The organism is Limosilactobacillus fastidiosus (assembly GCF_014145505.1).
GTDB classification, from domain to species: Bacteria; Bacillota; Bacilli; order Lactobacillales; family Lactobacillaceae; genus Limosilactobacillus; species Limosilactobacillus fastidiosus.
Genome location: NZ_JACIUZ010000040.1, coordinates 1 through 25481 on the forward strand (window position 1 = coordinate 1; position 25481 = coordinate 25481).

Genomic DNA, 25481 nt, shown 5'->3' on the forward strand with positions numbered 1-25481 from the left:
TTGTACAATCAATTCACCACAAAAATCATGTAAAGAAGGTTATACAGATGTCCCTAAATAATTCTATCCTAAATCTCCTCGGAATTGAAGACCGAAACATTAAAGTTCTTAATGTTGAAACAACCTCGAAAAACAATGAGCAGCTTAAAGTAATCCATGCTTCCTTATCTTATCCGGTGGCGCGCTGTAAAAATTGTGGATTTGAAACTGTGGTCAAAAATGGCTTTCGCAAAACTCATCTTCGCTTAGCGAGTCTTAATGGCATGCGGTATGAAATGATCCTGGCTAAGCAACGTTATTACTGTTCCAATTGCCAAACAACCTTCGGTGCGACAACAGATTTAACTAAGCCCAATCAGACCCTTACTCGAAAACTCAAAAGTCAAATTATGCTATTTGTTCATGAAGGTATGAATGGCGAGCTAATCGCTCGCCTTTGTCATTGCTCGCCCAGCAGTGTTCGGCGGACGACTATCGAACGCGTTAAACCGCATTATCGGATGGCCGTTCTTCCTAAACACCTCTGCTTTGATGAGTTTCGTTCAACTAAGTCCATCATGTCATTTATTTGTTGTGACAGTGAAAGTCACCAACTAGTGGTTAAACTTCACAATCGGCTTTCACCATCGATTATTGATTACTTTGAAAATCGTTATAGTCAAGCCGAACGAGCTCGGGTAGAATCGGTCGTTATCGACCTCAATGCACAATACCAGAGCTTTATTTACCGTCTATTTCCGAATGCCCAAATCATTATTGATCGTTTTCATATTGTCCAATTGGCCGGTCGAGCTTTAGATAACTGTCGACTTAATATTCTTAAGTTCTTAGATAAACACAGTCGTGAATATAAGATTATGAAAAACCAATGGCGCTTATTTCATCTTAAGCAGACCGAACTTCACCCCGAAAAGCCTGTTTATCTCCGGGGGATAAATGAATATATGACGAAACAAAACGCTGTTGACTTAATCACCAGTAAATTCACTGACTTTAAGGTCGTTTACCAAACATATCAAGCAATTACTCAAGCCCTTCAGGAGCGTGATCCCAAACTTCTTCAAGCGGTTTTACAAAATTACCAGACTACTAATACTGAAATGGATACTACGATCAGAACCTTTAGGAAGAACCAACAAGCAGTAATTAACAGCACCAAGTATGAATTTTCGAACGGTCCATTAGAAGGAATTAATCGGAAAATTAAAACTCTTAAACGAACCTGTTATGGGTTTGCCAATCAAAACTTTTTCTTTTTAAGAATTGATTGTCTATTTGCATAAAAAATACCACCCACATTTCTGTGAGTGGCATCGATATCCATCAATACCAGTTGACGGATACCCTCTTAATTATTGTCCATTGCCAGCGTTAGGTGCTGGAGAAGGAGCGGGTGATGTAGAAGTACTTGTGCTACTGCTTTGTGTTGCAGATGATGAGTTGCTTTCAGTATGTGACCCACCGTTTAAAATACTTTCGATCGAACGACTTTCAGAAAGAGATTCGCTAGAACTGCCTGATGAAGAACCAGTGGCAGAACTCGAACTAGATTCAGAATGAACCGTTTCGCTATCATCGTCGCCATCATTCCAAGCACTGTACATCAATGCCCACTTGGAATCCTTAATAACCAATTGTCGTTTGCCGTTAACCCGAACAGCTTCAACGGTATCAGGCATCTTCCAGTTAGAAGCGTGGTTTTCTTCATCAAGGTATTGCATAATGCTCTTGTAAAGAAGAACTGCGGTCCGTTCGTATTGACTAGAAATTGCCCCACCGTTCATTGGGTGATCAAATCCTGTCCAGATTCCGATTGAATAGTTTTTGGTGTAACCAGCCATCCAGGAATCCATCACACCAGAACCACCATTAGGGAAGTCAGTGGTCCCGGTCTTTCCGGCTTGGTGGACACCGCTTAAGTAAGCAGCGGTTCCGGTTGAAGCCGAGTTAGTGAAAACACCCTTTAACATATCGGTCATCATGTATGCAGTTGCCTTACTCATTGCCCGTTTACCATGTGGGGAATAAGTCTTTGTCTTTCCATCCATCGTGGTAATGGAATTAATGTAGTAAGGACGGTAGTAAGTACCCCCGTTAGCGAATGCCGCATAAGCGGCAGACATTTGCAGTGGTGAAATGTAGAGGGCAATCCCGTTTTGTAAAGTATATGGTTCCTTTTGGGAAATTCCTAAACCGCCAAGGAAGGTGGTTGCTCGTTTGATTCCGACTTCTTGTAAAGTCCGAATAGCCGGAACATTTCGTGATTCAACAAGGGCAGACCGCATTGTCATATTACCTTTGTACTTCTTATCAAAGTCATGGAGGACCTTGTTAGTTCCTGGCCAGTAGAATTTAGTATCAGAAACGGTCTTAAAGGTTGGCCATTGGAGATATTCGATTGCTGGACCGTAATCCATTAGTGGCTTAGCGGTTGAACCAGAACTCCGGTTTTGTTGAACGGCCCGGTTAAGGCCATAGATAACATTGGAGTGCCGGCCACCAAGCATGGCAATCACTTGACCATTATGGGGATCAGTGACAGCAGCCCCAGCCTGCATTTGGTCATTTTGGAAGGAAACTTCATTGTTAGCAGCTTCGTAGAGTTTCTTTTGAGCGCCAAGATCCATGTTAGTGTGAACAAGTAACCCATCAGTATTCGGGTTGTACCCTTCTGCCTGTAATTGGGCTAGAACTTCCTTAATGTATGGATCAACGATCTTTTCCTTAACATTAGTTTCACTTGATTCAACGTCACCGTGGTCAGGATCTAACCCATCAGTAACGCTTTCATTAGCCGCTTTTTGTGCGGCTGATTTACTAATATAACCAGCACGAACCATAGCGTTCAAGACTTCGTTTCGCCGTGCGGTAGCATATTTGGTATTAGCTGCCAAAGGGTTGTAATTAGTCGGTGATTGTGGCATTCCAGCAAGTAAGGCTAGTTGGGAAAGATCCAACTGGTTCAAATTCTTACCATAGTAGTATTGGGCAGCTGTCCGCATTCCGTAAACCCCGTTCCCCATGTAAACCTTATTAATATAGTACTTGAGGATTTGGTTCTTGCTAAAGTGACGTTCAACGTTGAGAGCTAACCAGGCTTCTTGGGCCTTTCGCTTGAAAGTACGGTCTGATTGAGCCGTTGAAAAGACAGAAAGTTTAACTAACTGTTGAGTAAGGGTACTTCCTCCTTGCATCCCGTCTGAACGGCCAAGAACGTTATTGATCGCAGCACCGAAGATCCGTCGAATGTCGACCCCATGGTGCTTATAGAAACGCCGGTCCTCAATAGCAACAACGGCGTGTTTTAACGTTTCCGGAATTTGTGAATCTGAAGCATAATCCCGCTTTTGCGCTCCCAGTCGCGAAATGATTTTATTATTAGCATCATAAATGACTGTCGTATTTTGACTAGACAATTCACGCTGACTAATCTTAGGGGCGCTTGAAGCGTAGTAGAAAAATAGCGCACATCCTGCAATGAAAAAGAGGACGATTGCCCCGCAAATCCATAGAAGGATGCGCTTTAATAATGGCTTACGACCATCATCGTAACCACCATCGTCACGATATTGATCTTCGCGACGTGGTTCATCGTTATTCGACATGATAATCTCCTTTTACTTTTTATTAGCAATAATCTGATCCACCGCATCTAAGTAGGGGAGACGGGGATTAAGTCGGTACCCAATCTGGTAGCCATTCTTTGCGATTGTTGCGAGGGGAATGGATTTCCGACCGCCAGATTCTTGCTGATCCCAGAAGTTAAACAGGATGGTAGCTGGTAATAGATAGATAAGATCTAATTCTGTAAATTTGATAAATGCAAAACAGATACCACCTTGTTTGATACATTCACGCATGTGGTTAATTTGGTGGGGATGAAAATTCTTTAATGGGAATGAACGTTTGTTCCGCGTTTCCTTCGCATCAAAGTCAATGTAGTAACCCTTGTAAACCCCGTTGTAATCCGTTGTGGAAGGACGGCGAAAATAAGCTTCCTTAATTACTGCTGCACTTCGTTTGGGATAGTCGACTTTCACCAACTGAATGGGAGTTGGTTTCTTATGAATGACTGCAATGTGGTTTGCTAAGTAATATTGATTACTATGATTAATTTCATCTTCCAGTGACATTCCCCGCTTTGCGTAAATGGACTGGTGGGGGGTCGGTAAGTCCCGATGTGGATTATACTCCTTTCGAGGCTTTTGACCATTGGGATAGTGAATATTCACCATTGATCACTCTCCTAACTAGAAGTATTATACCAGAGTTGGGTTACGATGATTGATACAGAAATGTTAAATTATGAAAGTGGAATGTGAGCCGTGATAAATTAGCAATTGAATATTAAAAAATCCCGGATGATGATTGATTCACACTCAGGTCAGAGATAGTTAACCGGAAATTGTGATCACGGTGAAACCATTAGAACTCCTAGATAAGGGTTGCGGTCGTGACAAACGAGTTTTGCAAATTAAAATCATACTTGAATTTTCTCTACCTATTTAATATTAAAAATGAGGTGATAAAAATGCGACGTCTGTGGATTACAGGTTACCGCAGTTACGAACTCAATGTCTTTAAGGATGATGATCCTAAAGTGAGGGTCATTAAGGATGTGATTACTCGTGAGCTCAAACAACGGTTAGAAGAAAGTAATGACGAATTTTGGCTGATTACAGGCCCTCAATTAGGAACTGAGCAGTGGGCAATTGAAGTTGCGCTGGAATTGAAGAAAGATTATCCCCAGTTGCGAGTTTCAATGATGTTGCCATTTACCGAGTTTGGTCAACAGTGGAATGAAAGCAACCAGGTGAAATTAGCTAACTTGCAATCGGCTGTCGACTTTAACGCTAGCGTCAGCGATCACCCATATCAATCACCCCAACAATTGCGCGCTTTTCAACATTTCATGTTAACTCATACTGATGAAGCACTGTTGATTTACGATCCGGATCATGAGGGGAAGGGAAAGTACGATTACCAAGCAATTCAAAAATTCCAGCAAAATAATGATTATTCTTACCAATTAGTTGACTTTGATGAGCTTCAAGAAGCTGCTGTTGAGTGGCAAGAACGTCAACAAGATGCGGAAAAGGAAAATAAATTCTAGGATTTCCGGAATATCAGGTTAAAGTGCTTGAATTTAGAGAATGAGTTAGGTATGATAGTTAATGTACTTTTGAAGTTTAGCAATTGAGGTGTACAAATTGGATAACATTAAATTTACTCCACAGGATATTTTGCATAAGCAATTCAAGGAACGAAACATCGGAAAGGGCTATGATGAAGCCGACGTTGATTCTTTCTTGGATGATGTTATCAAGGATTACGACACCTTTAACAAAGAAGTCGATCGCCTAAACAGTGAGAACGAACGGCTTCGTGCTAAAGTTGATGAGCTTAACCGTCAAGTTGAGGTTGGTTCATCAATGAATAATGGAGCTGCTTCTCAACCTGTTTCTAATGCTACCAACATGGATATTCTTAAACGGTTATCTAACTTGGAACGGCGTGTCTTCGGCTCTCAAATGGGGGCTAATAGCCAAGAGAACGACTCACACTTACTTTAATAACTTAATATGCAAGTCTTGGGTAATTGAGCATAGCTTATGTTATGTTAGGAAGGTCCATGCTCGCACAGGCTGCGATGCCTGTAGTGTTTGTGCTCGCTGAAAAAATAAGGCGGGGTACCGGTTTATTCGGTAACGGCGGAAGAAACGGCTACGGTTTTACTATGTCCGAGTATTCCTGAAAAGTGCCACAGTGACGATACAATAAGGGAAACTTTATTGGTGGAACGCGGTAAACCCCTCAAGCGGTAAACCCAAACTACGGTAGGGGAGCTTTGGATAGCAAATTGAAGCAATTCCAGGGGAGAGCTTTTTGCTCTGAGATAGATGATTACCTCGGTATAACTTTTGCCTGATGGTTATACTACGACAAAACATGGCCTACAGATTCTTGCATTCAGGTAGTCCGGGTTCGCCCGGGCTTTTTTATTTTTAAAATTTCAGCTATATAATAAGTAGATATTTACTTTAACTAAAACTAAAAATAACAAACCGTAAACAAAAAAGAATATAATAAGAGTAAGGAGATGAATTCCATGAAAACAGTTAAATTGAATAATGGCATCGAAATGCCAATGCTAGGCTTTGGAACATACCAAATTACAGCAAATAGTACATTATTAAATGTTGCAAAGGCACTTCGTCTTGGTTACCGGTTAATTGATACTGCTCAATACTATGGTAATGAAGAAGGTGTTGGTGAAGCAATTAAGGAAAGTGGCTTAGCACGGGAACGTGTTTTTGTTACCACGAAGGTCCAAACAAGTGGTTATAAGGAAACTCGTCAGGGACTTGATCAGTCATTAATTGACTTTAACCAAGATTACTTTGACCTTGTTTTGATCCATTGGCCAATGGGAAATGATTTAGAAACCTATCGGGCAATTGAGGATGCTTATAAGGAGGGAAAGGTTCGAGCAATTGGTTTAAGTAACTTTAACGCTTCACAAGTTCAAGAGATTATTGATAATTCTTCGATTAAGCCAATGGTTGACCAAATTGAAACCCATATCTTATGGCAACAACAACGGATGCATGACTACTTAACTGAAAATAACATTGTTCATGAATCATATGCGCCATTAGGTGAAGCTAATCCAGGGTTCCTTGATATTCCTGTTCTAGAGGAGATTGGCCGTAAGTATCAAAAGACACCAGCTCAAGTCACCTTACGCTACTTAATTCAATGTGGAATTGTAGTAATTCCGAAAACAACAAATACAAAACATATGGAAGAAAATATTGATATTTTTGATTTTGAATTAAATGGTGAAGAAATGGCTAAACTACGAGAATTGGATGCTAAAAAATCAATTGATGGTTGGCCAGCCACTATGCAAGAGAAAAATTATTAAGATTAATATTTGTGAATTTTGGCTGATAGAACGATTAGTGGGCTTAAAACGTATAACTAGGTAAAGACTGTGTGAATATTTAGTGCGTTATTATAGTTACTGTTATAGCAAGGAGTTTTAAGCAAAGTTTTCACTTATCAGTTTGAAATGATTTTGAATGAGTAAATTTGACACTTTAAGTTTATCATGTGAATTGTTTGATTTGTTTAATACAAAATTGCGATTAAATTGTTAAAAATGGTTGAAATTTTGTCACAAGTCTAATATAGTTAACAATGATTCAAAGTAATTATTGGATCCAATTAGTACTTTTCTACGCTTAGTCAAGAGAAATTACCGACATTATTTGTTTTTATGTTGGTAGTTTCTCTTTTCTTTTTGTTTAAATTTAAAAATATAACAGAAAAATAGCTTATTTGAAGGTACGACAAAAAAGCCCATTGTTGAGGGATAATTTAACAGTGGACTGAACCTGCAATCTGAATCAACTTTTGGATTATCCTTTAGCTAATGTATAATCATAAAATTGATTATTTATGACGAGATGATAAATTGTGCGTAGTAAACGGTGAATGGCGGCGATGGCAATCTTTTTAGTGCCATGTTGGCCATTTTCTTTTTTCCTGCACTGTAGTAGTCATTGATATGGTTAGGGTGGTAGTGAGCAGCTGAAGCTATATTTTGGATTGCTTTGAATAAAATTTTCCTGGCGACAGTATTTCCCCGTTTACTAATATGGTCAGTAGCTACATATTCTCCTGATTCGTAATGACGAAGATCGATTCCAATAAAGGCGTTCAGAGCGTTACTGTTTCTAAAACGTCGGATATCACCAAGCTCACCAAGCAGAGACCAAAGCATCGAATGACACGGGCTGAATATAAGCAAAAGTTAAAAGAGCAAGGGAGTTAGTATTAATAGAATAGAAAATATCATTAATTTCTATTAAATCCTTGTACATGTATTTATATTGGGAATCTGAGTACCACTTGGGTTCCCTTTTTTTTAGGAATTACTTATAATAAATAATAGGAATTAACTTAAAGGGAGAGTTCTTACTTTGCAAGAATATCAACTATTGGCCACCGCTGCTTCTGGAATTGAAGCACTGGTTGGTAAAGAATTACGAAATCTTGGTTATGAAACCCGGGTGGAAAATGGTCGGGTCCGTTTTACTGGGACAATGAAGGACGTTCTAACCACTAATTTATGGTTACGAACTGCTGATCGAGTAAAGATTATTGTTGGCGAATTTGAAGCTAAATCGTTTGAAGAACTTTTTGATCGGACTGAAGCATTACCATGGGAAAGTTTGCTTCCTGTTGATGCTCAATTCCCGGTCGAAGGAAAAAGTCATCATTCACAATTACATAATGTTCCTTCTGTACAAGCAATTGTCAAAAAGGCAATTGTCCGAAAACTGAGCGATGTGTACCATCGTCGGACAAGATTACCCGAAACCGGAGCTTTATATCCACTAGAAGTAGCAATTAATAAGGATCATGTCCTTTTAACGCTAGATACAACCGGTGATAGCCTATTTAAACGGGGATACAGAAAAGCAAAAGGTGGGGCACCCTTAAAGGAAAATATGGCTGCTGCATTAGTTATGCTAGCGCACTGGTTCCCAGATAACCCATTTGTTGACCCAGTTTGTGGTTCAGGAACAATTCCAATCGAGGCAGCCCTGTATGGTCATAATATTGCCCCAGGAATTAACCGGAGCTTTGTTTGTGAGCAATGGACTAACCTTGTTCCTGATGGTTTATCTGATGAAGTCCGTGATGAGGCCGATAGTAAAGCTGATTACGATGTTGAATTGGATATCCATGGTTACGATATTGACCAGAATATGATTGATATTGCTCAAGTAAACTGTCGAGCTGCAGGCTTGACACATGATATTACCTTTAAACAGTTAGCGGTTAAGGACTGGCACACTGATAAGCTTAATGGTGTTATTGTTGCTAATCCGCCATATGGTGAGCGCTTAAGTGATAAGGAAACTGTCCACGAACTTTATCGGCAAATGGGCCAAATTTATCGCCCAATGACTACTTGGAGTAAGTACATTCTAACTGCCGATATGGAATTTGAAAAATACTATGGTGCTCCCGCAACAAAGCGACGGAAACTATATAACGGTGCATTAAGAACAGATCTTTTCCAATATTGGGGTAAAAAGAAGCGTTAGTAAAAATTTCTTTTAAAAAGGAGAATTTATAATCTTGGAAAAAAACTTACAAGATATTGTCATATCTTCAAAGAAAATCATGGTTAGTTCGTTAAAGCAATTATTAGAACTAAAAAAACAACCTCATCCTAATGAAGAGCTGATTAGGGTTGTCCAAGAAAACTATAATACTGCCAAGAAAACGGTCGAGATAGTAAGTGGAATAGAACAAACAGATTCTACTGAACTTGAAGAAACTGCAAGTGTAGCGAAAGAAAATGTTTCTCAAGCTAAAGCTCCTACATCACCAGCTTCTCATCAAAATATCCAGATGACTCGTGAACAGTATCGCCAAAGTCATGAATCATAATGGTTCTATTAAAAATTGATAAAATATAAAAAAGAAGGACATAACTATTATAGTTATGTCCTTCTTTACTAAGAACTGTAAAAATTACTGGATCCTAGAACTCTTTATAACAATTACATTATAAGTCCTGGTGGGTACTAATGTAAACCCTTATCCTTAAATTTATTTACAATTATTCGTTTATTCGTTAAAAATTGGGCTTATCTAATTGATGAACGAAATTCAGGTAAGCAGCTTGTTCGCCAGTTTCATTCACAGTAGCGTTTTCGTTAGTAACGTTTGCATCATGCAAAGCAGCCTCACTTACTTCAATTTTATGCGTAAAGGTTGCGTTACCGATTAATTCAATCCAGTAGCGATGGTTTTCGTGGTGGAGGATTGTTTTTACCATTCCACCAGGATTAAAGACGGTAATTGGTTGGTCGAAGTCCGCTTGATCAGGATGGATTAAAGCAAAGGCGAGAGAAGTAGCTGACATCCCAGTTCCACAGGCATTTGTAAAACCAACGCCCCGCTCAAACGTCTTTACGAAGATTTGATTATGTCCCAAAATATGGGCAAAATTAACGTTAACGCCATCCGTAAAGTAAGGATTATCGCCATTTAGCCACTTACCAAGGGACCCTAGTTCCTTAAACCCTTCTTCATCAACAAATGAAATCAAGTGAGGATTGGGGACCGCAATTCCAGAAAAACGGAATCCCGGAAGTAATTCAGGGACTGGAGTATCTAGCAGGCGAGCATGACCAAGATGATTGTAAGGAAGGGCTTCCTTGTTAAACCGTACTGGTGAGATTTCAACGGCAAAGGCAGGAACATCAGAAGCAAGATCGGGCTGTTGCCGAACTTGGAGGCTGGCGTTCATTGTATCTACCTTAAATGAGGTAATGCCATCACGTTCTGCGACGTAACGAGCAACGGTTCGTAAACCATTACCGCACATGGATGCTTCACTCCCGTCAGCGTTTATTACACGCATTTGAGCCGTTGCTCCTTCACGAACAGGCTTATTTACTACGAGGACACCATCAGCGCCACCGAGAAGCCCATTTTCTTTATTTGTTATTTGTTGGGCGAGTGCAATTAATTCATCATCATTTAGTTCTTGATTAAGCTTTGTCTGGTCCAAAATAAAGAAGCAATTTTGAGAACCATGAACTTTTAATAATTCAACCATAGTTAATTCCCCCTAGTTAGCAAAGAAGCGGTGATAGATCGCCCGGACCGCTGCATCCGCATCTTGGTTATAAGTGCCGATCATGATCGCAATTCTTGATGCTCCCTGGTTAATCATTGGAACAGCAATGTGTTCTTCAGCCAGCGGATTTAAAATATCGTTGATTACCCCCGTTCGATTGCGCATTCCTTCGCCAACCACCATTGTAATGGCATAATTATCAATCCATTCTAATCGGTCAGGGTTAATTTCTTCTTGAATTTCATTACAGATAATATCAACAAGTTCGTCATCAAGTTCCTTTTTATCAAAAATGACCGTGATATCGTCGATCCCGGATGGCATATGTTCATAAGAAACGTTGTGACGAGCTAGAATCTGTAAAATCCGTAAAGTAAATCCGGCTTCCTTGTTGAGTAAGTATTTATGCAGGTAGAGTGCGGCAAAGTGCTTGCCGCTAACAACCCCGGTAATGATATCAGTTGGTTGGAAGGAGTGGTCAGGGACAATTAAAGTTCCTGGTTTCTCCGGATCGCTTGTATTTTTAACGTTAATTGGGATGTTTCCCTGAATTGCTGGAATTAAGGCCTCATCGTGGAAAACAGAGAAACCTGCATAGGAGAGTTCACGCATTTCACGATAAGTCATTTTAGCAATTGGTTGGGGATGATCAACGACGTTCGGATTAGCTGAATAGATCGCATCAACATCGGTAAAGTTTTCGTACATTCCCGCATGAAGGCCTCGGGCAAGAATGGCTCCGGTAATATCAGATCCTCCCCGAGAGAAAGTGGCGATATGGCCAGCAAGAGTAATGCCATAAAAACCGGGAAAAACAATGATTTCATGATTGCTAAACGAGAAGTTTGCCAACCGTGCGTACGTTTCTGGGATCACAGTAGCGTTATTTGGTGTCCCAGCGACCTTTAAACCAACTTCTTCCGGTGTTGCAAAGCGTGCTGGATAACCTAAATAGTTAAGGATCAAAGACATTAGTTCAGCGTTTAGTCTTTCCCCATGAGCCTTAAAAGCAGCCATTAAGTAATTATTATTTGGGTAATCAGCATTTGGTAACTTGGCTAGCCGATCTACTAATGGTTGTAACTGGTCATTTGGTAAATTAAAGTAATCGGCAATTGCTTGATAGCGTAACAGGATTTCCTTACGAACGAGCATTGCTTCTTGTTCTTCGTTTTTACTAATTGCGTTTGCATATTTAATTAGGAGATCAGTAACCTTGATATCATTAGAATTCCGTTTTCCGGGAGCGGAAGTGACAACGACTCGCCGTTCTGGATCACTAGTAATAATTTTAATTGCATGTTCATAGCTAGGACCATCAGCTAAGGAGCTGCCCCCAAACTTAACAACCTTCATCTTCAATTCTCCTTTGTGCATGAGAAATCCATGCAAAGTTTTTAATCGAATTTTAACATTGATTGATAAATATGCAAGAACAATTTTCGAGTGCGAGCCAGCAAAGAGCTTGCGGAAGGCCAGTAAGCTCCTGACGAGCATATTGACAGTATTGAAGAAATGAGAGAGCAAAAAAAGACCAGGTTGAATCACACAACCTGATCTTTTCTAGAGTATAGCCGAAACATACTTTTCGGTAACTTGCTCCTGCGACATAGCCATGACGCACCCATCGTGACTGTAACTTCCGCCTAGTTATCCCGGTCTTGATTGTAACTAATCATCGGCCGGGATTTTCTAGTTCTACTAAGTCATGGTCGAAACGTGTTCCTCAGGAAATTGCTAGTCTTTCGCAAGTTCTTTGCTGAGTCATACTCTATTTCATATTCGTTATCAAGAAGAACGCGATGAAGATGACGAAGAGGGCATACATCATTGGTGAAACGTCCTTGTAGCGCTTGGAAGCGATCATGGTAATTGGATAAGCAATCATTCCAAGTGCCAAGCCATCGGAAATGGAGTAGGTTAATGGCATTCCGACAACAACAAGGAAGGCCGGAAAGGCGATTTCAAAGCGATCCCAGTTGATGTACTTCAGGTTATTGGCCATGAGAACCCCCACGATGATTAGGGCTGGTGCAGTAACGGTCGTGGGAATAACCGCTAGTAAGGGGCTGAAAATCATTGAAATTAAGAATAGGATCCCAACGAAGACGGCAGTTAATCCAGTTCGACCACCCATGGCGATTCCGGCACTTGATTCAACAGAAGTGCCAAGTGGGGCCGTCCCGCAGATTGCTCCTTCAACCATGGCAAGGGAGTCAGATAAGAAGGCTTTACCGATCCGAGGGATTTTACCGTTCTTATCGACCATTCCTGCTTGTTGGGTCATCCCGATTAGTGTCCCAGCAGTATCAAAGAAAGTTACCAATAAGAAAGTCAAAACCACCATGAATAATTGAGGAGTATTAATGTCCTTTAGGTGGAAAATCGCATGACCAAATGTTGGGGCCATACTTGGTGCAGTAGAGATAATACCGTGTGGTAAAGGAATTTGTCCGATGCACATTCCGAAGATGGCGGTAATGATCATTCCAATAAAGATGGAACCCGGAACCCGAGCTGCCATTAAGATAATGGTTAAAATTAAGCCAAATAAGGTTAGCCAAACATCCGAATTACCAAAGGAACCAAGGCCAACTAGGGATGAAGAATTATTCACGATCAGCTTCCCGTTTTGCAACCCAATAAAGGCAATGAATAATCCAATTCCCGCAGAAATAGCATATTTAATGTCTTTTGGAATGGCGTCAACAACTTTCTCCCGCAATTTAAGAACGGTAATTAAAATGAACAGGAAAGAAGCAACCAGGACACTTGCTAAAGCTGTTTGCCAGTTAATGTGCATCCCAATAACTACGTTGTAGGCAAAGAAAGCAGCACTCCCAAGGGTTGGTGCTAAGGCAATCGGGTAATTAGCGATTAGCCCCATTAAGAAACAACCAATTGCGGTAGCAACCGCGGTAACCGTAAAGGCAGCTCCCTTATTAATTCCCGCAGCGTGCAAAATATTTGGGTTAACAAATAGAATGTATGACAGGCTCACAAATGTCGTTAAAGCAGCGATTAATTCGCTCTTAACAGTGGTGTGAGCTTCACTTAAATGAAAGATCCGGTCTAACACTATTAATTCTCCTCTTCTTAAAGTAAATTTAAAAACTTATTCCTACTAGAATATCACAGAAATTAGTTTGATGATTGACTTTCTTGAAATTTGACTAAATATAAGAAGATATGTAATTCTTAGTGAGAATAAATTAAATCAATATGAGAAAAATTAATAATTGTGTTGACATTCTAATCTAAGACTCCTATTATATTTATAAATCGAAGAGGCGCAGTCAACACTAGTAGGTAATCTCAGCTTGCCAAGCAATGAGGGTTATTGAACAGGGCGGCTGCCGAAGCGTCTAACTTGGCAAGGTTAGGTAGCTGGGGCGTAGCTGAATAAGTTGCGGACTGTCGTGGGACAATATCAGCCCACGGTGCGCTATCGACAAGACGGATAAAATACATCCACTGTTTGTCTTTGCGCAGACAGTGGTTTTTTTATCACCTTGATTTTCCCCGAATGAGTAATGGAGGAATTATTATGAACCAACAAATTACTGCTCAACAGTTAACTGATGCTGGTCATTTAATGATTGGTGGCTGTGACTCAATTGAGTTAGCTCATGAATACGGGACGCCTTTAGTAGTTTATGATGTCTCACAAATTAGGAATCAGATTCGGAGCTTCCGTAAGGTATTTGAAGAAAACAATGTTGACTATGCAGTTAGTTACGCAAGTAAGGCATTTGCAGCCATTGCAATGTATCAAGTAGCCGCTGCCGAGCAAGCCCACGTCGATGTTGTTTCTGCTGGTGAGCTCTATACAGCAATTAAAGCTGGCTTCCCAATGGAACGGGTTAGTTTTCATGGTAATAATAAGTCTAAAGAAGAGCTTGAAATGGCAATCGACCATCATGTCGGGATCATCATGATTGATAACTTTCATGAAATTGACCTCTTATCAGCGGTCTTAGAATCAAAGAATACGACTGTTGACGTAATGTTACGGATAACCCCCGGAATTTCAGCTCACACCAATAAGTACATTCAAACCGGTCAAGTGGATAGCAAGTTTGGTTTTGACCTCCAGTCTGGTCAAGCTGATGAAGCATTACAAAAAATCTTAGCTAACCCGCGGATGAAGATGCGTGGCCTTCATGCTCATATCGGTTCACAAATATTTGAACTTGCCGGCTTTAAGGGGGTTGCTAAAAAGCTTGTTGAAGTAGCAGCCCATTGGCGTGATCAATTTGGTTACGAGGCAGAAGTAATTAATGTTGGTGGTGGTTTCGGGATCCGTTACGTATCATCCGATCATCCATTAAGACCAGAAGAATTTGTTGATGCTATTATCAAGGCAATTAAAAGCGAAACAAGTGTAAAGGGTTTAGCAATGCCAGCAATCTGGATTGAACCAGGACGCTCGATTGTTGGTCCAGCTGGTTATAACCTTTACACGGTTGGTTCACGCAAAGATGTTCCCGGATTGAAGCCCTACGTTACGGTTAATGGGGGAATGGGTGATAATATTCGTCCGGCCCTTTATCAAGCAGCGTATGAAACTGTATTAGCAAGTAACCCGCAAGCCCCGATTAAAGAACATGTTCGTCTTGCTGGAAAATATTGTGAATCAGGTGATATTTTGTCTCAGGATCAAGGATTACCGGATACCAAGCCGGGGGATGTCTTGGCAATGCTAGATACTGGTGCTTATGGTTATTCCATGGCTTCAAATTATAACCGAAATCCTCGTCCGGCAGTGGTTTTCGCCGAAAATGGACAAGCTCAACTAGTAATTGAACGCGAATCATTAGACGATCTAATCAGTTTAGATCGGTCATATGCACAATAACCAATATTAAATAGGAAGAAAGAGGTTAAAAAATGGCTGAATTAGATGCACAAGCAATTATTAACTACATTGGTAATGCTCCAAAGAAGACTCCAGTTAAGGTTTACTTAAAGGGTGATTTAAGTCAAATTACATTCCCCGAAGAAGTCCAATCTTTTGTTGATGATCATACCGGTGTAATCTTTGGTGACTGGAAGATGGTCGAACCACTCCTTAAGGAAAACCAAGCTTTAATTGAAGACTACCATATTGAAAATGACTCTCGGAATTCAGCGGTACCATTACTCGATCTTAAAGGGATTAATGCCCGGATTGAACCAGGCGCAATTATTCGTGACAAGGTATTAATTGGTAACAATGCCGTTATAATGATGGGCGCCACGATCAACATTGGTGCTGAAATTGGCGACGACACCATGATTGATATGGGGGCTATCCTTGGTGGTCGCGCCATCGTCGGCAAGCATTGTCATATTGGTGCTGGAACTGTTTTGGCTGGGGTTGTTGAACCTGCTTCTGCTCAACCAGTACGCATCGACGATAACGTGTTAATTGGTGCTAATGCTGTCGTTATTGAAGGAGTGCATGTTGGTGAAGGAGCGGTTATTGCTGCCGGAGCTATTGTGACTCATGATGTTGAACCACATACAATGGTTGCTGGCGTTCCCGCTAAGTTTGTAAAAAAAGTTGATAAAAAGACCGCAAGCAAGACTGGCTTAGAGGATGACTTGCGGAAACTATAGGAGCTGAGGAAATGTTAAGTGAAAGTGATTTAATAGCCATTCGGCGCCACCTTCATCAAATCCCGGAATTAGCCCTCCAGGAGACAGAAACCCACCAGTTTCTGCTTGAAACGGTTAAGAAGATGGAACAGAAATTTCTTGAAATTCGGAATTCAGAAGAATTACCAACTGCAATGATGGTCCTCGTTCATGGCTTTGATCCTCAACGGACGATTGGTTATCGGACTGACATTGATGCTTTACCAGTTGAAGAACAGACGGGGCTGCCTTATTCCTCGAAGCATCCCGGTGTTATGCATGCCTGTGGTCACGACATCCACATGACAGTTGCCCTAGGTGTCCTTTCTTACTTCAGCGAACATCAACCAAAAGATAATCTTCTTTTCTTCTTCCAACCCGCTGAAGAAAGTGAAAGTGGTGGTAAGCAATCCTACGAACTTGGTTTATTTCATGGTCGCTGGCGCCCTGATGAATTTTATGGACTTCACGATAACCCTGATTTACCAGCCGGAGCAATTGGTTGCCGAATGGGAACTCTCTTTGCAGGAACAACTGAAGTCAATATTGATTTAAATGGTAAGGGTGGTCATGCTGCCTACCCACAAGATGCTAATGATACAGTGGTTGCTGCTGCAATGTTGATTAGTCAGGTACAAACGGTTATTTCCCGAAGTATCGATCCCATCCAAAGTGGTGTTATTACCTTAGGAAAGATTGACGGGGGAACAATCAGAAATGTAATTGCTGGGCATACTCGGATTGAGGGAACCATTCGGGGGTTAACCCAGAAGATGATTGAAACAATTGATCAACGGCTAAAGGATATTTGTGAAGGAATTGGTCGGAGTTATAACATGGATGTTCACCTAGAACTTAACCAGGGTGGCTATTGGCCAGTGGAGAATAATCCCCAATTGACTAAACGTTTTATTTCGTATATGCAATCAGCCCCAAACGTTAACTTTGTAGAAACTGCACCAGCAATGACTGGGGAAGATTTTGGTTTCTTATTAGCTAAGTTTCCGGGAACAATGTTTTGGCTGGGAGTTGATGATGATTCACAACTCCATTCAGCAACGTTAACCCCTAAAGAGGAAGCTATTCAACAGGGTGTCGATGCAATTACAGGTTTCTTAGAATACCGGATGACAGAATAATGGAGGATAAGAATATGACAGCTTTAGCAAGTGCGGACTTATTAACAGCAATCGTGACGCCGTTTAATAGCGATAATGAAATCGATTTTAATGCTTTAGAGAAGTTGACTAATTCGCTTATTGAACGGGGATGTAATGGTTTTGTAATCGGAGGAACAACTGGTGAAACACCAGAATTAACCCATGATGAAAAACTTGCTCTTTATACTCGTTTTGGTGAAATTGTTGACGGTCGGGTACCGGTAATTGCTGGTACCGGGAGCAATAATCCCCAAGAAACAATTGCCTTGACTAATGAAGTTGGGCAAATTAATGGTATTGACTATGCCTTAGTCGTTGTTCCTCCATATAACAAGCCTAACCAACGGGGGATGTTGGCGTACTTCAAGACAGTTGCTGATAACGTTAATTTACCAATTGTTATTTACAATATTCCTGGCCGAACTGGTTCAAAGATGGATCCAAAAACGGTTGTTGAACTTTCTCAACACCCAAATATTGCAGGAATTAAGCAATGTACACCATTAAACGAAATGGAATATATCATTGAGCACAAGGCTGATGATTTTCTCGTCTTTACTGGTGAAGATGCCCAAGCTTTAACTTCACGGGTACTAGGTGCTAACGGGGTTATTTCTGTTGCTTCACATATTTACGTTACCGAAATGCGACATATGTTTGATGCACTCTATCGAGGTGACTATAAGCTTGCTGGAAAGCTTCAACGGTGGCTTACTCCTCGGATGGCTGCTTGCTTCATGTTCCCATCCCCGTCACCCGTTAAGGCTGTTTTAAATGCTCAAGGATTTAATGTTGGTGACTGCCGTCTACCAATTCTTTCCCTTAATAAGGAAGAGCAAACGCAACTTGAACAGGCCTTGGATCTTCCCGCGGATTCACTAGAAAACAAGACTCTTCCTTTAGGTTTATAAAATAGGAGGGATAGATAATGGCAAATGTATTAATAGCAGGGGCAACTGGAGCGATGGGTCAAAAGGCGGTTGACTTAGTAAATTCAATGGCCAACATAGAATTAACAGCTGTCCTCGCCCCTCATTTAATGTCAGCTGATCGTGAACAATACCACTTAGGTAAAAATGTTCAAGTGTTCAATTCCTTAACCGATGTTGATCCTTCAGTAGCAGATATTTGGCTCGATTTTACTGTTCCAAGTGCTGTTTACGATAATGTTAAATACGCTTTAAATAACGATATGATGCCTGTCGTGGGGACAACCGGTTTAACTGACAAACAAGAAACAGAATTGATTGAACTTAGTCAACAAAAGCAGCTCGGTGGTTTAATTGCACCAAATTTTGGGATGTCTGCAGTGTTGTTGATGAAGTTTGCGCGGGAAGCGGCCAAGTACTTTCCTGATGTGGAGATTATCGAAATGCACCATGCTGACAAGAAGGACGCTCCCTCGGGGACAGCCCTTAGCACTGCGAAGTTAATTGATCAGGTGCGTAAATCACATGAGAGTAATCCTGACGAAACCGAATCATTAGCTGGCGTTCGTGGTGGCGACTATCACGGGATCAAAATTCATTCTGTACGTTTGCCCGGTTACATTGCCCATGAACAAGTCCTCTTTGGTGGAGCTGGCGAAGCGCTAACGATCCGCCAAGATTCCTTTGATCGTCAATCGTTCATGAGTGGGGTTAAGGTTGCCTTAGAAAAAGTGGGTAACTTAGATCACTTAGTTGTTGGCCTCGAAAAGATCTTATAGGAGGGAGAATATGCCAAAGTTAGATCAACAGCTTGTATCTGTTGTTAATCAACGGGTAGATGCCCTACCACCTGCCCAGATTCGCGCATTTGATGATGAAATTTCCGCAATTCCCGGAATTGTTAAGTTAACTCTAGGGGAGCCGGACTTTAATGTTCCTGACCATGTTAAACAGGCTGCCATTCGGAGTATTCAGGATAATGAATCTCATTATTCACCAAGTCGGGGAACTTTACCCCTCAGGAAAGCAATTAGCGAGTACATAAACAATACTCGTTCGGTTGACTATGATCCAGAAACGGAAGTGATTGTAACCGTTGGAGCAACCGAAGCGATTACCGCTACAACTTTTGCGCTGTTGAATCCGGGCGACGAAGTCATTATCCCCACACCGATCTTTTCTCTATACTTCCCAAGTGTCTCCTTAACTGGTGCAACGCCGGTGAAGGTTGATACTTCAAATGATGGCTTTTTGTTGACGGCTGACCGGCTCGAAAAGATCTTAAAGCGGGGAGGAGATAAGGTTAAAGCAATTATCCTTAACTACCCGAATAACCCAACAGGTCGGTCTTATTCCCATGATGAATTAATTGCACTAGCAACGGTGATCAAGAAACACCACCTCTTAGCAGTTGTCGATGAAATTTATAGTGAATTAATTTACGATCAACCATTTACATCGTTAGCAACTCTTCTTCCTGAACAAACAGTTCTGATCAGTGGTTTATCAAAGTCGCATGCAATGACTGGCTGGCGATTAGGTTATGTTGCCGCTCCTCAAGATGTAATTGACCAAATTTCAAAGATGCACTCATTTATGGTAACCGCACCAAATGATACTGCCCAAGCAGCTGCTTTAGAAGCTTTGACAAATGGCCTTGAAGATCCGGATAAGTTCAAGCAACAATACCAGAAGCGTCGGGATCAGTTAGCTAGTGCGATGAAAAAGATGGGCTTTGAAATCGCTGTTCCAGATGGTGCTTTCTATATCTTTGCGAAGATTCCGGAAGCCTTTGGTAAGGATGACTTTAAATTTGCCCGTGAATTAGCTAATCAAGCAAAGGTCGGTGTAATTCCTGGACGAGCATTTGGCCCAGGCGGTGAAGGACATATCCGTCTTTCATACGCTGCTTCAGATGAAGATATTAAAACAGTGATTGATCGACTTAATTCCTTTATGGAACAGTTTAATTAGAGAGAAGATGACATTGATTATGAAGGAAAAATTAAAAGTGGGGGTTATCGGTGCTACCGGAATGGTCGGTCAGCGTTATGTAACCCTTCTCACTAATCACCCGTGGTTTGAAGTAGTGGCTGTCGCAGCAAGTAAGCACAGTGCTGGAGAAAAATACGGTGATTCAGTAAAAGATCGGTGGAAGATGGGAGACACGCCAATTCCTGACGGGGTGAAGGACTTGACGATCTTGGACGCGGAAGATGTTGATACAGTGGCTTCACAAGTCGACTTTATCTTTTCCGCAATTAACCTCGATAAGGCCGATACCCGGAAATTAGAGAATGAGTACGCAAAACATGAAATTCCAGTTGTTTCAAACAACAGTGCTCATCGTTGGACCCCAGACGTGCCAATGGTAGTGCCAGAAATCAACCCTGATCATATTGAAATTATTAAGGCACAACGGGAACGTCTAGGGACTCAACGGGGCTTTGTTGCAGTTAAGCCAAATTGTTCAATTCAAAGCTACACACCAGCGATTGCGGCTTGGCAAAAGTTTGAACCAACCCAAGTATTGGCATGTACTTACCAAGCAATTTCCGGTGCCGGTAAGACTCTTGAAACGGCTCCAGAAATTCAAAATAATGTGATTCCCTATATTCCTGGGGAAGAAGCGAAGTCAGAAGACGAACCCCTTAAGGTCTTTGGTCATCTTGATCCAGAGAAGAAAAAAATTGTGAAGGCCCAATCACCAGTAATTACGAGTCAATGCTTGCGGGTTCCAGTTCTTTACGGTCATACGGTGGCAACCTTTGTTAACTTTAAGCAAAATCCAAGTAAGGAAGAGTTGATTAAGGCGCTCGAAGAGTATAGTGGGGTTCCCCAAGAATTAAAACTTCCAAGTGCGCCACGGCAATTTATTCAATATCTGAATGAGGATGATCGTCCTCAAGTTCGCTACGACGTCAACTTTGAACATGGGATGGGAATTTCAATCGGTCGTCTTCGCCCAGACAAGATTTTTGATTGGAAGTTTGTCGGTCTCTCCCATAATACTGCCCGAGGTGCCGCTGGTGGTGCGATTGAACTAGCAGAATTGTTAACCGCCAAGGGCTATATTTCATCTCTAAATAACTAGATAATAAAAAATGCTCTTTAGACTAGTGCAATGCTAGCCTAAAGAGCATTTATTTTTATAGAATTAAAATTTTAAGCAGTTACCTGATTAAGAGCCTTAACAACTGCCTCTTTTTCGGCTTGAATCAAGTTGACTTTTCCTTCAATTACCTTAATATCCATGGTGATTTCCCGAGTCAATCCAGGGGTATTAATCTTTGGTTCAAAGAAATGCTTGAATTCTGCTAACCGAGCAGGCGTATGGAAGATATTAGCAGTAACGGTGATGTAGGTTGCAAATTCCATATCACCACCAACGGTCTTTTCAAGCCAATCCCAGTCGTTACGAATCCAATCCCAGGCAGCTTGTTGACCATCATTATTAGCGAGGACGTTCCGGTACCAGCCACGAAGATCCTGTGGCTTAATAGTATCGGCATTTTCAAATTCAGCGATTAACTCAGTAATTAGTGAATGATCTGTTGTGCTGGTAATTGCTCCGTTGAGATCTCCCTTATAGCTGGCATCAGTTGTTTCACGATAATCTTCTAATAATTTTGTGAAGAGGTCTTTACTTCCGTAGTGCTTAACCTCATTTCGAAGTATCAGTGGCCGAATGTCGGCGGGCAGCTTTTCTAACTGAGCATCGTTCTTAGTAAAGATTTCGTGAGCAGTTTCGATAGCATCCTTATTTTCGGCGTAAAGGGCAGCGTTTAAGACGATTGGTCGGGTCAATTGGTCATCATTTGACTCGGCAGGTTGGGGTTGCCAACCAAGACGTTGAACCTGCTTTGTACTTAGTTGATCAACAAATTGTTTGAGAGCTTTTTCTTCATCGCTATCTGGAGTAACAAATTGTTTTAGCTTATTCACGATTGCATAAAGGGCAGTATTAACAATTTCAGAATGACTATCAGCAAACTGCGGTAAGAGCGGGATAATCTCCGCATAGGATAGTTGTTGACCGTCAGCTAAGAGACGAAAATCTTGGAGTAATTGGCGCTGGTCGATGGCGTTGAGTTCATCAAGGTGGTCGAGAAGATCATCCATCAAGGTTTGATCATACTTAACGATGAAGTGAGAATTGTTTCCAACATTAAGTCTGAATGGCTTATCATTTTCTTGCCGTAATTTTTGGTAATCACCAAGGTTTATTGTTTGCTCCTTCATGATTTGTGGGGCAACTTCATAGTTAGCGTTTAGTGGAATTTGCCATAAGCGGCCTGCATCTTGACCATCACCAATAAAGAATTGTTTTTGGCTTAGTTGTAGTTGACCATCAACAATTTTAGCTTCAACAACTGGATAGCCAGGCTGTTCCAGCCACGACTTCATAATGGTTCCAATGTCAAGGTGTGACTCTTTTCCCAGAGCATCCCAAAGATCGGCCCCAGTAGCGTTATGGTATTTATGGGCTTCGAAGTAGTTTTTAAGTCCCTTCCGTAATGCATCGTCCCCGATAAGTGCCCGAACCATTACTAACATCCGGGCCCCTTTAGCATAGACGATAGCTCCATCAAAGAGGGCATCGATTTCAGCGGGGTTATTGACTTGGACGTGCACAGATTGAACACCGTCAGTAGCATCACGCTGAAGGGCCATTGGAGCTTCAGAAGTTTGAAAGAGTTCCCAAATCTTCCATTCTGGGTGGATGGCATCGACCGCCACGTATTCCATCATGTTAGCAAAACTCTCGTTTAACCATAGATCGTCCCACCATTTCATTGTGACCAGATCACCAAACCATTGGTGAGCTAATTCGTGGGTGATTACGGTAGCAACCAGACGCTTCATGTCCAGTGAAGTGTTATCGGGATCAAGCAGGAGGTATGCTTCACGGTAAGTTACTAAGCCCCAATTCTCCATTGCACCGGCAGAAAAGTCAGGAAGTGCTAATTGCCATGAATGAGGAAGTGGGTATGGAGTTTGGTAGAACTTTTCGTAAAATTCAATTGCCTTTTTAGCAATTCCTAAGGCAAAATCGAGTTCCTTGGGCTGATGAGCCTTTGTTGCAAAGACACCGACTTCAACACCGCTTTCGGTTGTGGTCTTCTTAGATTGGAGTTCTCCAAAAGCAAAGGCAACCAGGTAGGTCGACATCCGGACGGTTGGTTGGAAGTAATGAACACCATCTGAAACATGATCTTCAGGCATGTTGGCAATGATGGTTTCACCAGGGTGTTCATCGAATTTAATTGCCAGACTAAATGTAGCTTTTGCTTCAGGTTCATCAACGGACGGAAAGGCTTGGCGAGCAAAAGTTGTTTCGAATTGGGTACCGATAATTTGTTTCTTTTCGCCGTTTACCTTGTAATATGATGGGTAAATTCCCATCATGGTATCAGTAAGTGGGGCGGAGTAGTCAATGGTTAATGTATTTTCACCGGTTTCTGGTACTGTGATGTTAATCGTTTCTGCTTCATTATCAACTGTGAATGGAACATCCTTTCCCGCAACTTTAACAGATGAAACAGTCAAAAACTTTTGATTAACACTAATTTGCCGTTCACTGGCGTTTCCAGTAATGGTTGTCTTCCCAGTAATGGTCTTCTTTTCCCGATTGATATCAAGGAAAATCTCATAATGAGAAGGCTGAAATTTTTCGTAAAGACGCTTTATTGTTGACATAAATTCACCAATCCTTTACTAATTTCTTTAGTATATACTTTGATATTATACCTTAACTTAGCTTTTAGCTGAATTGAAAAATTGCTATAATAGTGGGCGATTCACTCAAGCCTTTGCAGAGCTTGATTAGCTAGGTTGTGCGCACCATGATTATCTCGTTCACTGACCCACTGTGTAACAACAGTTGAAAACTGACTGAGTAATTGATTAAGGGCCATTAATTGTGATTGGTAATGTTTCGTATAATTTTTACCAATCGCGTCGCTTAACAGTCGACTATCGGTATAGAATAAAACTGTTTCGTTATGATTATAATGTTTAACTAAGTATTGAAAACCAGCGATTGCAGCCGCAAACTCACCCTCGTGATTGGTGGCAGAGTCAAGTGCTTGTGATAATTGTTGCTGGTGGTGCTGATCAATAATTAATATCCCGAGTCCGGTTGGCCCAGGATTTCCCTTAGTGGCAGCATCAGTATAGATTTTAATCATTTGAATGATTCACCTCATTTTGAAAGGAATGTTTTTATGGAAGAAGAAACTCGTTATTTTTATCAACCCAATCTAACTACTACTATTATTAGCTGGTGTTGGACTTTTTTAATTTTTATTGCGGGACTAGTTATCTGGTTGGAGATTACCCATTTTCAATGGTTAACAGCGTTGCTCTTTTTGTTATTTATTATTGTAACGCTTTTAGGGATTTTTCGGCGAACCGTTGTAATTACTCCTAGCAAAATGATCTTTAGTCGGATTTTGCAGAAAGATTACCTGATGATTCCCCTAGTTGATATTCGTCAGCCACGATTTACGAAGCATACTGTTTCATTTACCGTCAATGGAGAAGTCTTTAATTTTGCCTTTTCTACAAAGGCAATTCGGCGACTTAAATTAGCATTGGATCACTTGAAGGAGGGATAGGCATGTTCGTGTTTGGCTACCTTTTATTGGTGCTAGTGCTGATTTGTCTGGATCAGTGGTTGAAAATTTGGGTTACCACTAATATTGCGTTAAATCATAGTCAGCATTTTATTCCCGGATTAATGAACTTAACGAACCTTCATAATTATGGTGCTGCTTGGAGTATGTTTCAGGGACAGCAGCTTTTCTTTGATATTGTAACCATTGTCGTTATTGGGGGAGTTGGTTATTGTTTCTGGCGTTTCCGCAATCGTCACGAGATTTTACTATGCTTGAGCTTGATCCTTGCTGGAGCAATTGGTAATTTCATAGATCGCCTGCTTCAAGGATATGTGGTTGATATGTTTGAGTTCTTACCGGTTAATTTCCCGGTATTTAACGTGGCGGATATGTGCTTAACTGTTGGTGTAATTTTACTAATCATTATTGTACTTCGTGAGGATGAGGAAAAGTGACAGACAGATTAAATTTAACGATTGATTCA

At 41.1% G+C, this 25481-nt stretch carries 22 protein-coding genes, 1 other RNA gene, 1 pseudogene and 1 riboswitch; of the genes and pseudogenes, 16 read left to right on the forward strand and 8 right to left on the reverse strand.

Annotated features, from left to right (window positions below):
- Positions 1–47 precede the first annotated feature (47 nt).
- Positions 48–1283, forward strand: a complete 1236-nt coding sequence (locus H5R64_RS05890) for an ISL3 family transposase (protein ID WP_182582783.1) — start codon at positions 48–50, stop codon at positions 1281–1283.
- 69 nt (positions 1284–1352) lie between these two features.
- Here H5R64_RS05890 and H5R64_RS05895 read toward each other — a convergent pair whose 3' ends face one another.
- Positions 1353–3605 carry a PBP1A family penicillin-binding protein gene (locus tag H5R64_RS05895; RefSeq protein WP_182581293.1) on the reverse strand — a complete coding sequence of 751 codons (2253 nt, stop codon included), beginning with the start codon at positions 3603–3605 and terminating at the stop codon, positions 1353–1355.
- A gap of 12 nt (positions 3606–3617) precedes the next feature.
- Positions 3618–4232 carry a Holliday junction resolvase RecU gene (gene recU, locus H5R64_RS05900; protein ID WP_182581294.1) on the reverse strand — a complete coding sequence of 205 codons (615 nt, stop codon included), beginning with the start codon at positions 4230–4232 and terminating at the stop codon, positions 3618–3620.
- 299 nt (positions 4233–4531) lie between these two features.
- Here recU and H5R64_RS05905 point away from each other — a divergent pair, with 299 nt between their 5' ends.
- The 4 genes from H5R64_RS05905 to H5R64_RS05920 all read left to right on the forward strand — a co-directional run bounded on the left by H5R64_RS05905 (position 4532) and on the right by H5R64_RS05920 (position 6928).
- On the forward strand, positions 4532–5113 hold the full coding sequence (locus tag H5R64_RS05905) for a DUF1273 domain-containing protein (protein ID WP_182581292.1): 582 nt from the start codon (positions 4532–4534) through the stop codon (positions 5111–5113).
- 97 nt (positions 5114–5210) lie between these two features.
- Positions 5211–5573 carry a cell division regulator GpsB gene (gene gpsB, locus H5R64_RS05910; protein WP_182581291.1) on the forward strand — a complete coding sequence of 121 codons (363 nt, stop codon included), beginning with the start codon at positions 5211–5213 and terminating at the stop codon, positions 5571–5573.
- 14 nt (positions 5574–5587) lie between these two features.
- An RNA gene (rnpB, locus tag H5R64_RS05915) (RNase P RNA component class B) lies at positions 5588–5962 on the forward strand.
- A 147-nt stretch (positions 5963–6109) separates the two neighbouring features.
- Entirely contained in the window at positions 6110–6928 is an 819-nt protein-coding gene (locus tag H5R64_RS05920; RefSeq protein ID WP_182581290.1) for an aldo/keto reductase, read from the forward strand.
- A gap of 496 nt (positions 6929–7424) precedes the next feature.
- Here the strand turns inward: H5R64_RS05920 and H5R64_RS05925 are convergent.
- Positions 7425–7780 (reverse strand): annotated as a pseudogene (locus H5R64_RS05925) (transposase); the annotation flags it as partial.
- Between the two features lie 208 nt (positions 7781–7988).
- Between H5R64_RS05925 and H5R64_RS05930 the strand changes: the two are divergent.
- Positions 7989–9122, forward strand: coding sequence for a THUMP domain-containing class I SAM-dependent RNA methyltransferase (locus H5R64_RS05930; RefSeq protein ID WP_182581156.1), 1134 nt, complete (start codon positions 7989–7991; stop codon positions 9120–9122).
- Between the two features lie 34 nt (positions 9123–9156).
- Positions 9157–9471, forward strand: coding sequence for a hypothetical protein (locus H5R64_RS05935; RefSeq protein WP_182581157.1), 315 nt, complete (start codon positions 9157–9159; stop codon positions 9469–9471).
- Between the two features lie 187 nt (positions 9472–9658).
- On the opposite strand, the gene dapF is transcribed toward H5R64_RS05935, so the two are convergent.
- The 3 genes from dapF to H5R64_RS05950 form a co-directional block, all read right to left on the reverse strand.
- On the reverse strand, positions 9659–10648 hold the full coding sequence (gene dapF, locus H5R64_RS05940; protein ID WP_182581158.1) for a diaminopimelate epimerase: 990 nt from the start codon (positions 10646–10648) through the stop codon (positions 9659–9661).
- Positions 10649–10660: 12 nt separating this feature from the next.
- Positions 10661–12025, reverse strand: a complete 1365-nt coding sequence (locus H5R64_RS05945; RefSeq protein ID WP_182581159.1) for an aspartate kinase — start codon at positions 12023–12025, stop codon at positions 10661–10663.
- 415 nt (positions 12026–12440) lie between these two features.
- On the reverse strand, positions 12441–13748 hold the full coding sequence (locus H5R64_RS05950) for an NCS2 family permease (protein WP_182581160.1): 1308 nt from the start codon (positions 13746–13748) through the stop codon (positions 12441–12443).
- A gap of 198 nt (positions 13749–13946) precedes the next feature.
- Positions 13947–14126: riboswitch (Lysine riboswitch) on the forward strand.
- Between the two features lie 90 nt (positions 14127–14216).
- Here H5R64_RS05950 and lysA point away from each other — a divergent pair.
- Genes lysA through asd form a run of 7 tightly spaced genes read left to right on the forward strand, consistent with a single transcriptional unit; the run spans position 14217 to position 21471 of the window.
- Entirely contained in the window at positions 14217–15527 is a 1311-nt protein-coding gene (gene lysA / locus H5R64_RS05960; protein WP_182581162.1) for a diaminopimelate decarboxylase, read from the forward strand.
- Positions 15528–15559: 32 nt separating this feature from the next.
- The gene (gene dapD, locus H5R64_RS05965; protein ID WP_182581163.1) at positions 15560–16270 is read left to right on the forward strand and encodes a 2,3,4,5-tetrahydropyridine-2,6-dicarboxylate N-acetyltransferase; all 711 of its coding nucleotides are present in this window, start codon (positions 15560–15562) and stop codon (positions 16268–16270) included.
- Positions 16271–16281: 11 nt separating this feature from the next.
- Positions 16282–17427 carry an N-acetyldiaminopimelate deacetylase gene (locus H5R64_RS05970; protein ID WP_182581164.1) on the forward strand — a complete coding sequence of 382 codons (1146 nt, stop codon included), beginning with the start codon at positions 16282–16284 and terminating at the stop codon, positions 17425–17427.
- Between the two features lie 14 nt (positions 17428–17441).
- Positions 17442–18359 (forward strand): 4-hydroxy-tetrahydrodipicolinate synthase, encoded by a 918-nt coding sequence (dapA, locus tag H5R64_RS05975; protein WP_182581165.1) that lies wholly within the window; start codon positions 17442–17444, stop codon positions 18357–18359.
- Between the two features lie 17 nt (positions 18360–18376).
- Complete coding sequence (gene dapB / locus H5R64_RS05980; RefSeq protein WP_182583041.1) at positions 18377–19156, forward strand: 4-hydroxy-tetrahydrodipicolinate reductase; 780 nt, start codon at positions 18377–18379, stop codon at positions 19154–19156.
- A 10-nt stretch (positions 19157–19166) separates the two neighbouring features.
- Positions 19167–20351: an aminotransferase class I/II-fold pyridoxal phosphate-dependent enzyme gene (locus H5R64_RS05985; RefSeq protein WP_182581167.1), complete on the forward strand. Its 1185-nt coding sequence runs from the start codon at positions 19167–19169 to the stop codon at positions 20349–20351.
- 19 nt (positions 20352–20370) lie between these two features.
- Positions 20371–21471, forward strand: a complete 1101-nt coding sequence (gene asd / locus H5R64_RS05990) for an aspartate-semialdehyde dehydrogenase (RefSeq protein WP_182581168.1) — start codon at positions 20371–20373, stop codon at positions 21469–21471.
- A 71-nt stretch (positions 21472–21542) separates the two neighbouring features.
- Here the strand turns inward: asd and H5R64_RS05995 are convergent, their stop codons facing one another.
- Positions 21543–24077 carry a M1 family metallopeptidase gene (locus H5R64_RS05995; RefSeq protein WP_182581169.1) on the reverse strand — a complete coding sequence of 845 codons (2535 nt, stop codon included), beginning with the start codon at positions 24075–24077 and terminating at the stop codon, positions 21543–21545.
- A 101-nt stretch (positions 24078–24178) separates the two neighbouring features.
- Entirely contained in the window at positions 24179–24568 is a 390-nt protein-coding gene (locus tag H5R64_RS06000) for a ribonuclease HI family protein (protein ID WP_182581170.1), read from the reverse strand.
- Between the two features lie 36 nt (positions 24569–24604).
- Between H5R64_RS06000 and H5R64_RS06005 the strand changes: the two genes are divergently transcribed.
- Both H5R64_RS06005 and lspA read left to right on the forward strand, forming a co-directional pair.
- Positions 24605–24997 carry an EbsA family protein gene (locus H5R64_RS06005; protein WP_182581171.1) on the forward strand — a complete coding sequence of 131 codons (393 nt, stop codon included), beginning with the start codon at positions 24605–24607 and terminating at the stop codon, positions 24995–24997.
- Positions 24998–24999: 2 nt separating this feature from the next.
- Positions 25000–25452: a signal peptidase II gene (gene lspA, locus H5R64_RS06010; RefSeq protein ID WP_182581172.1), complete on the forward strand. Its 453-nt coding sequence runs from the start codon at positions 25000–25002 to the stop codon at positions 25450–25452.
- Positions 25453–25481 lie beyond the last annotated feature (29 nt).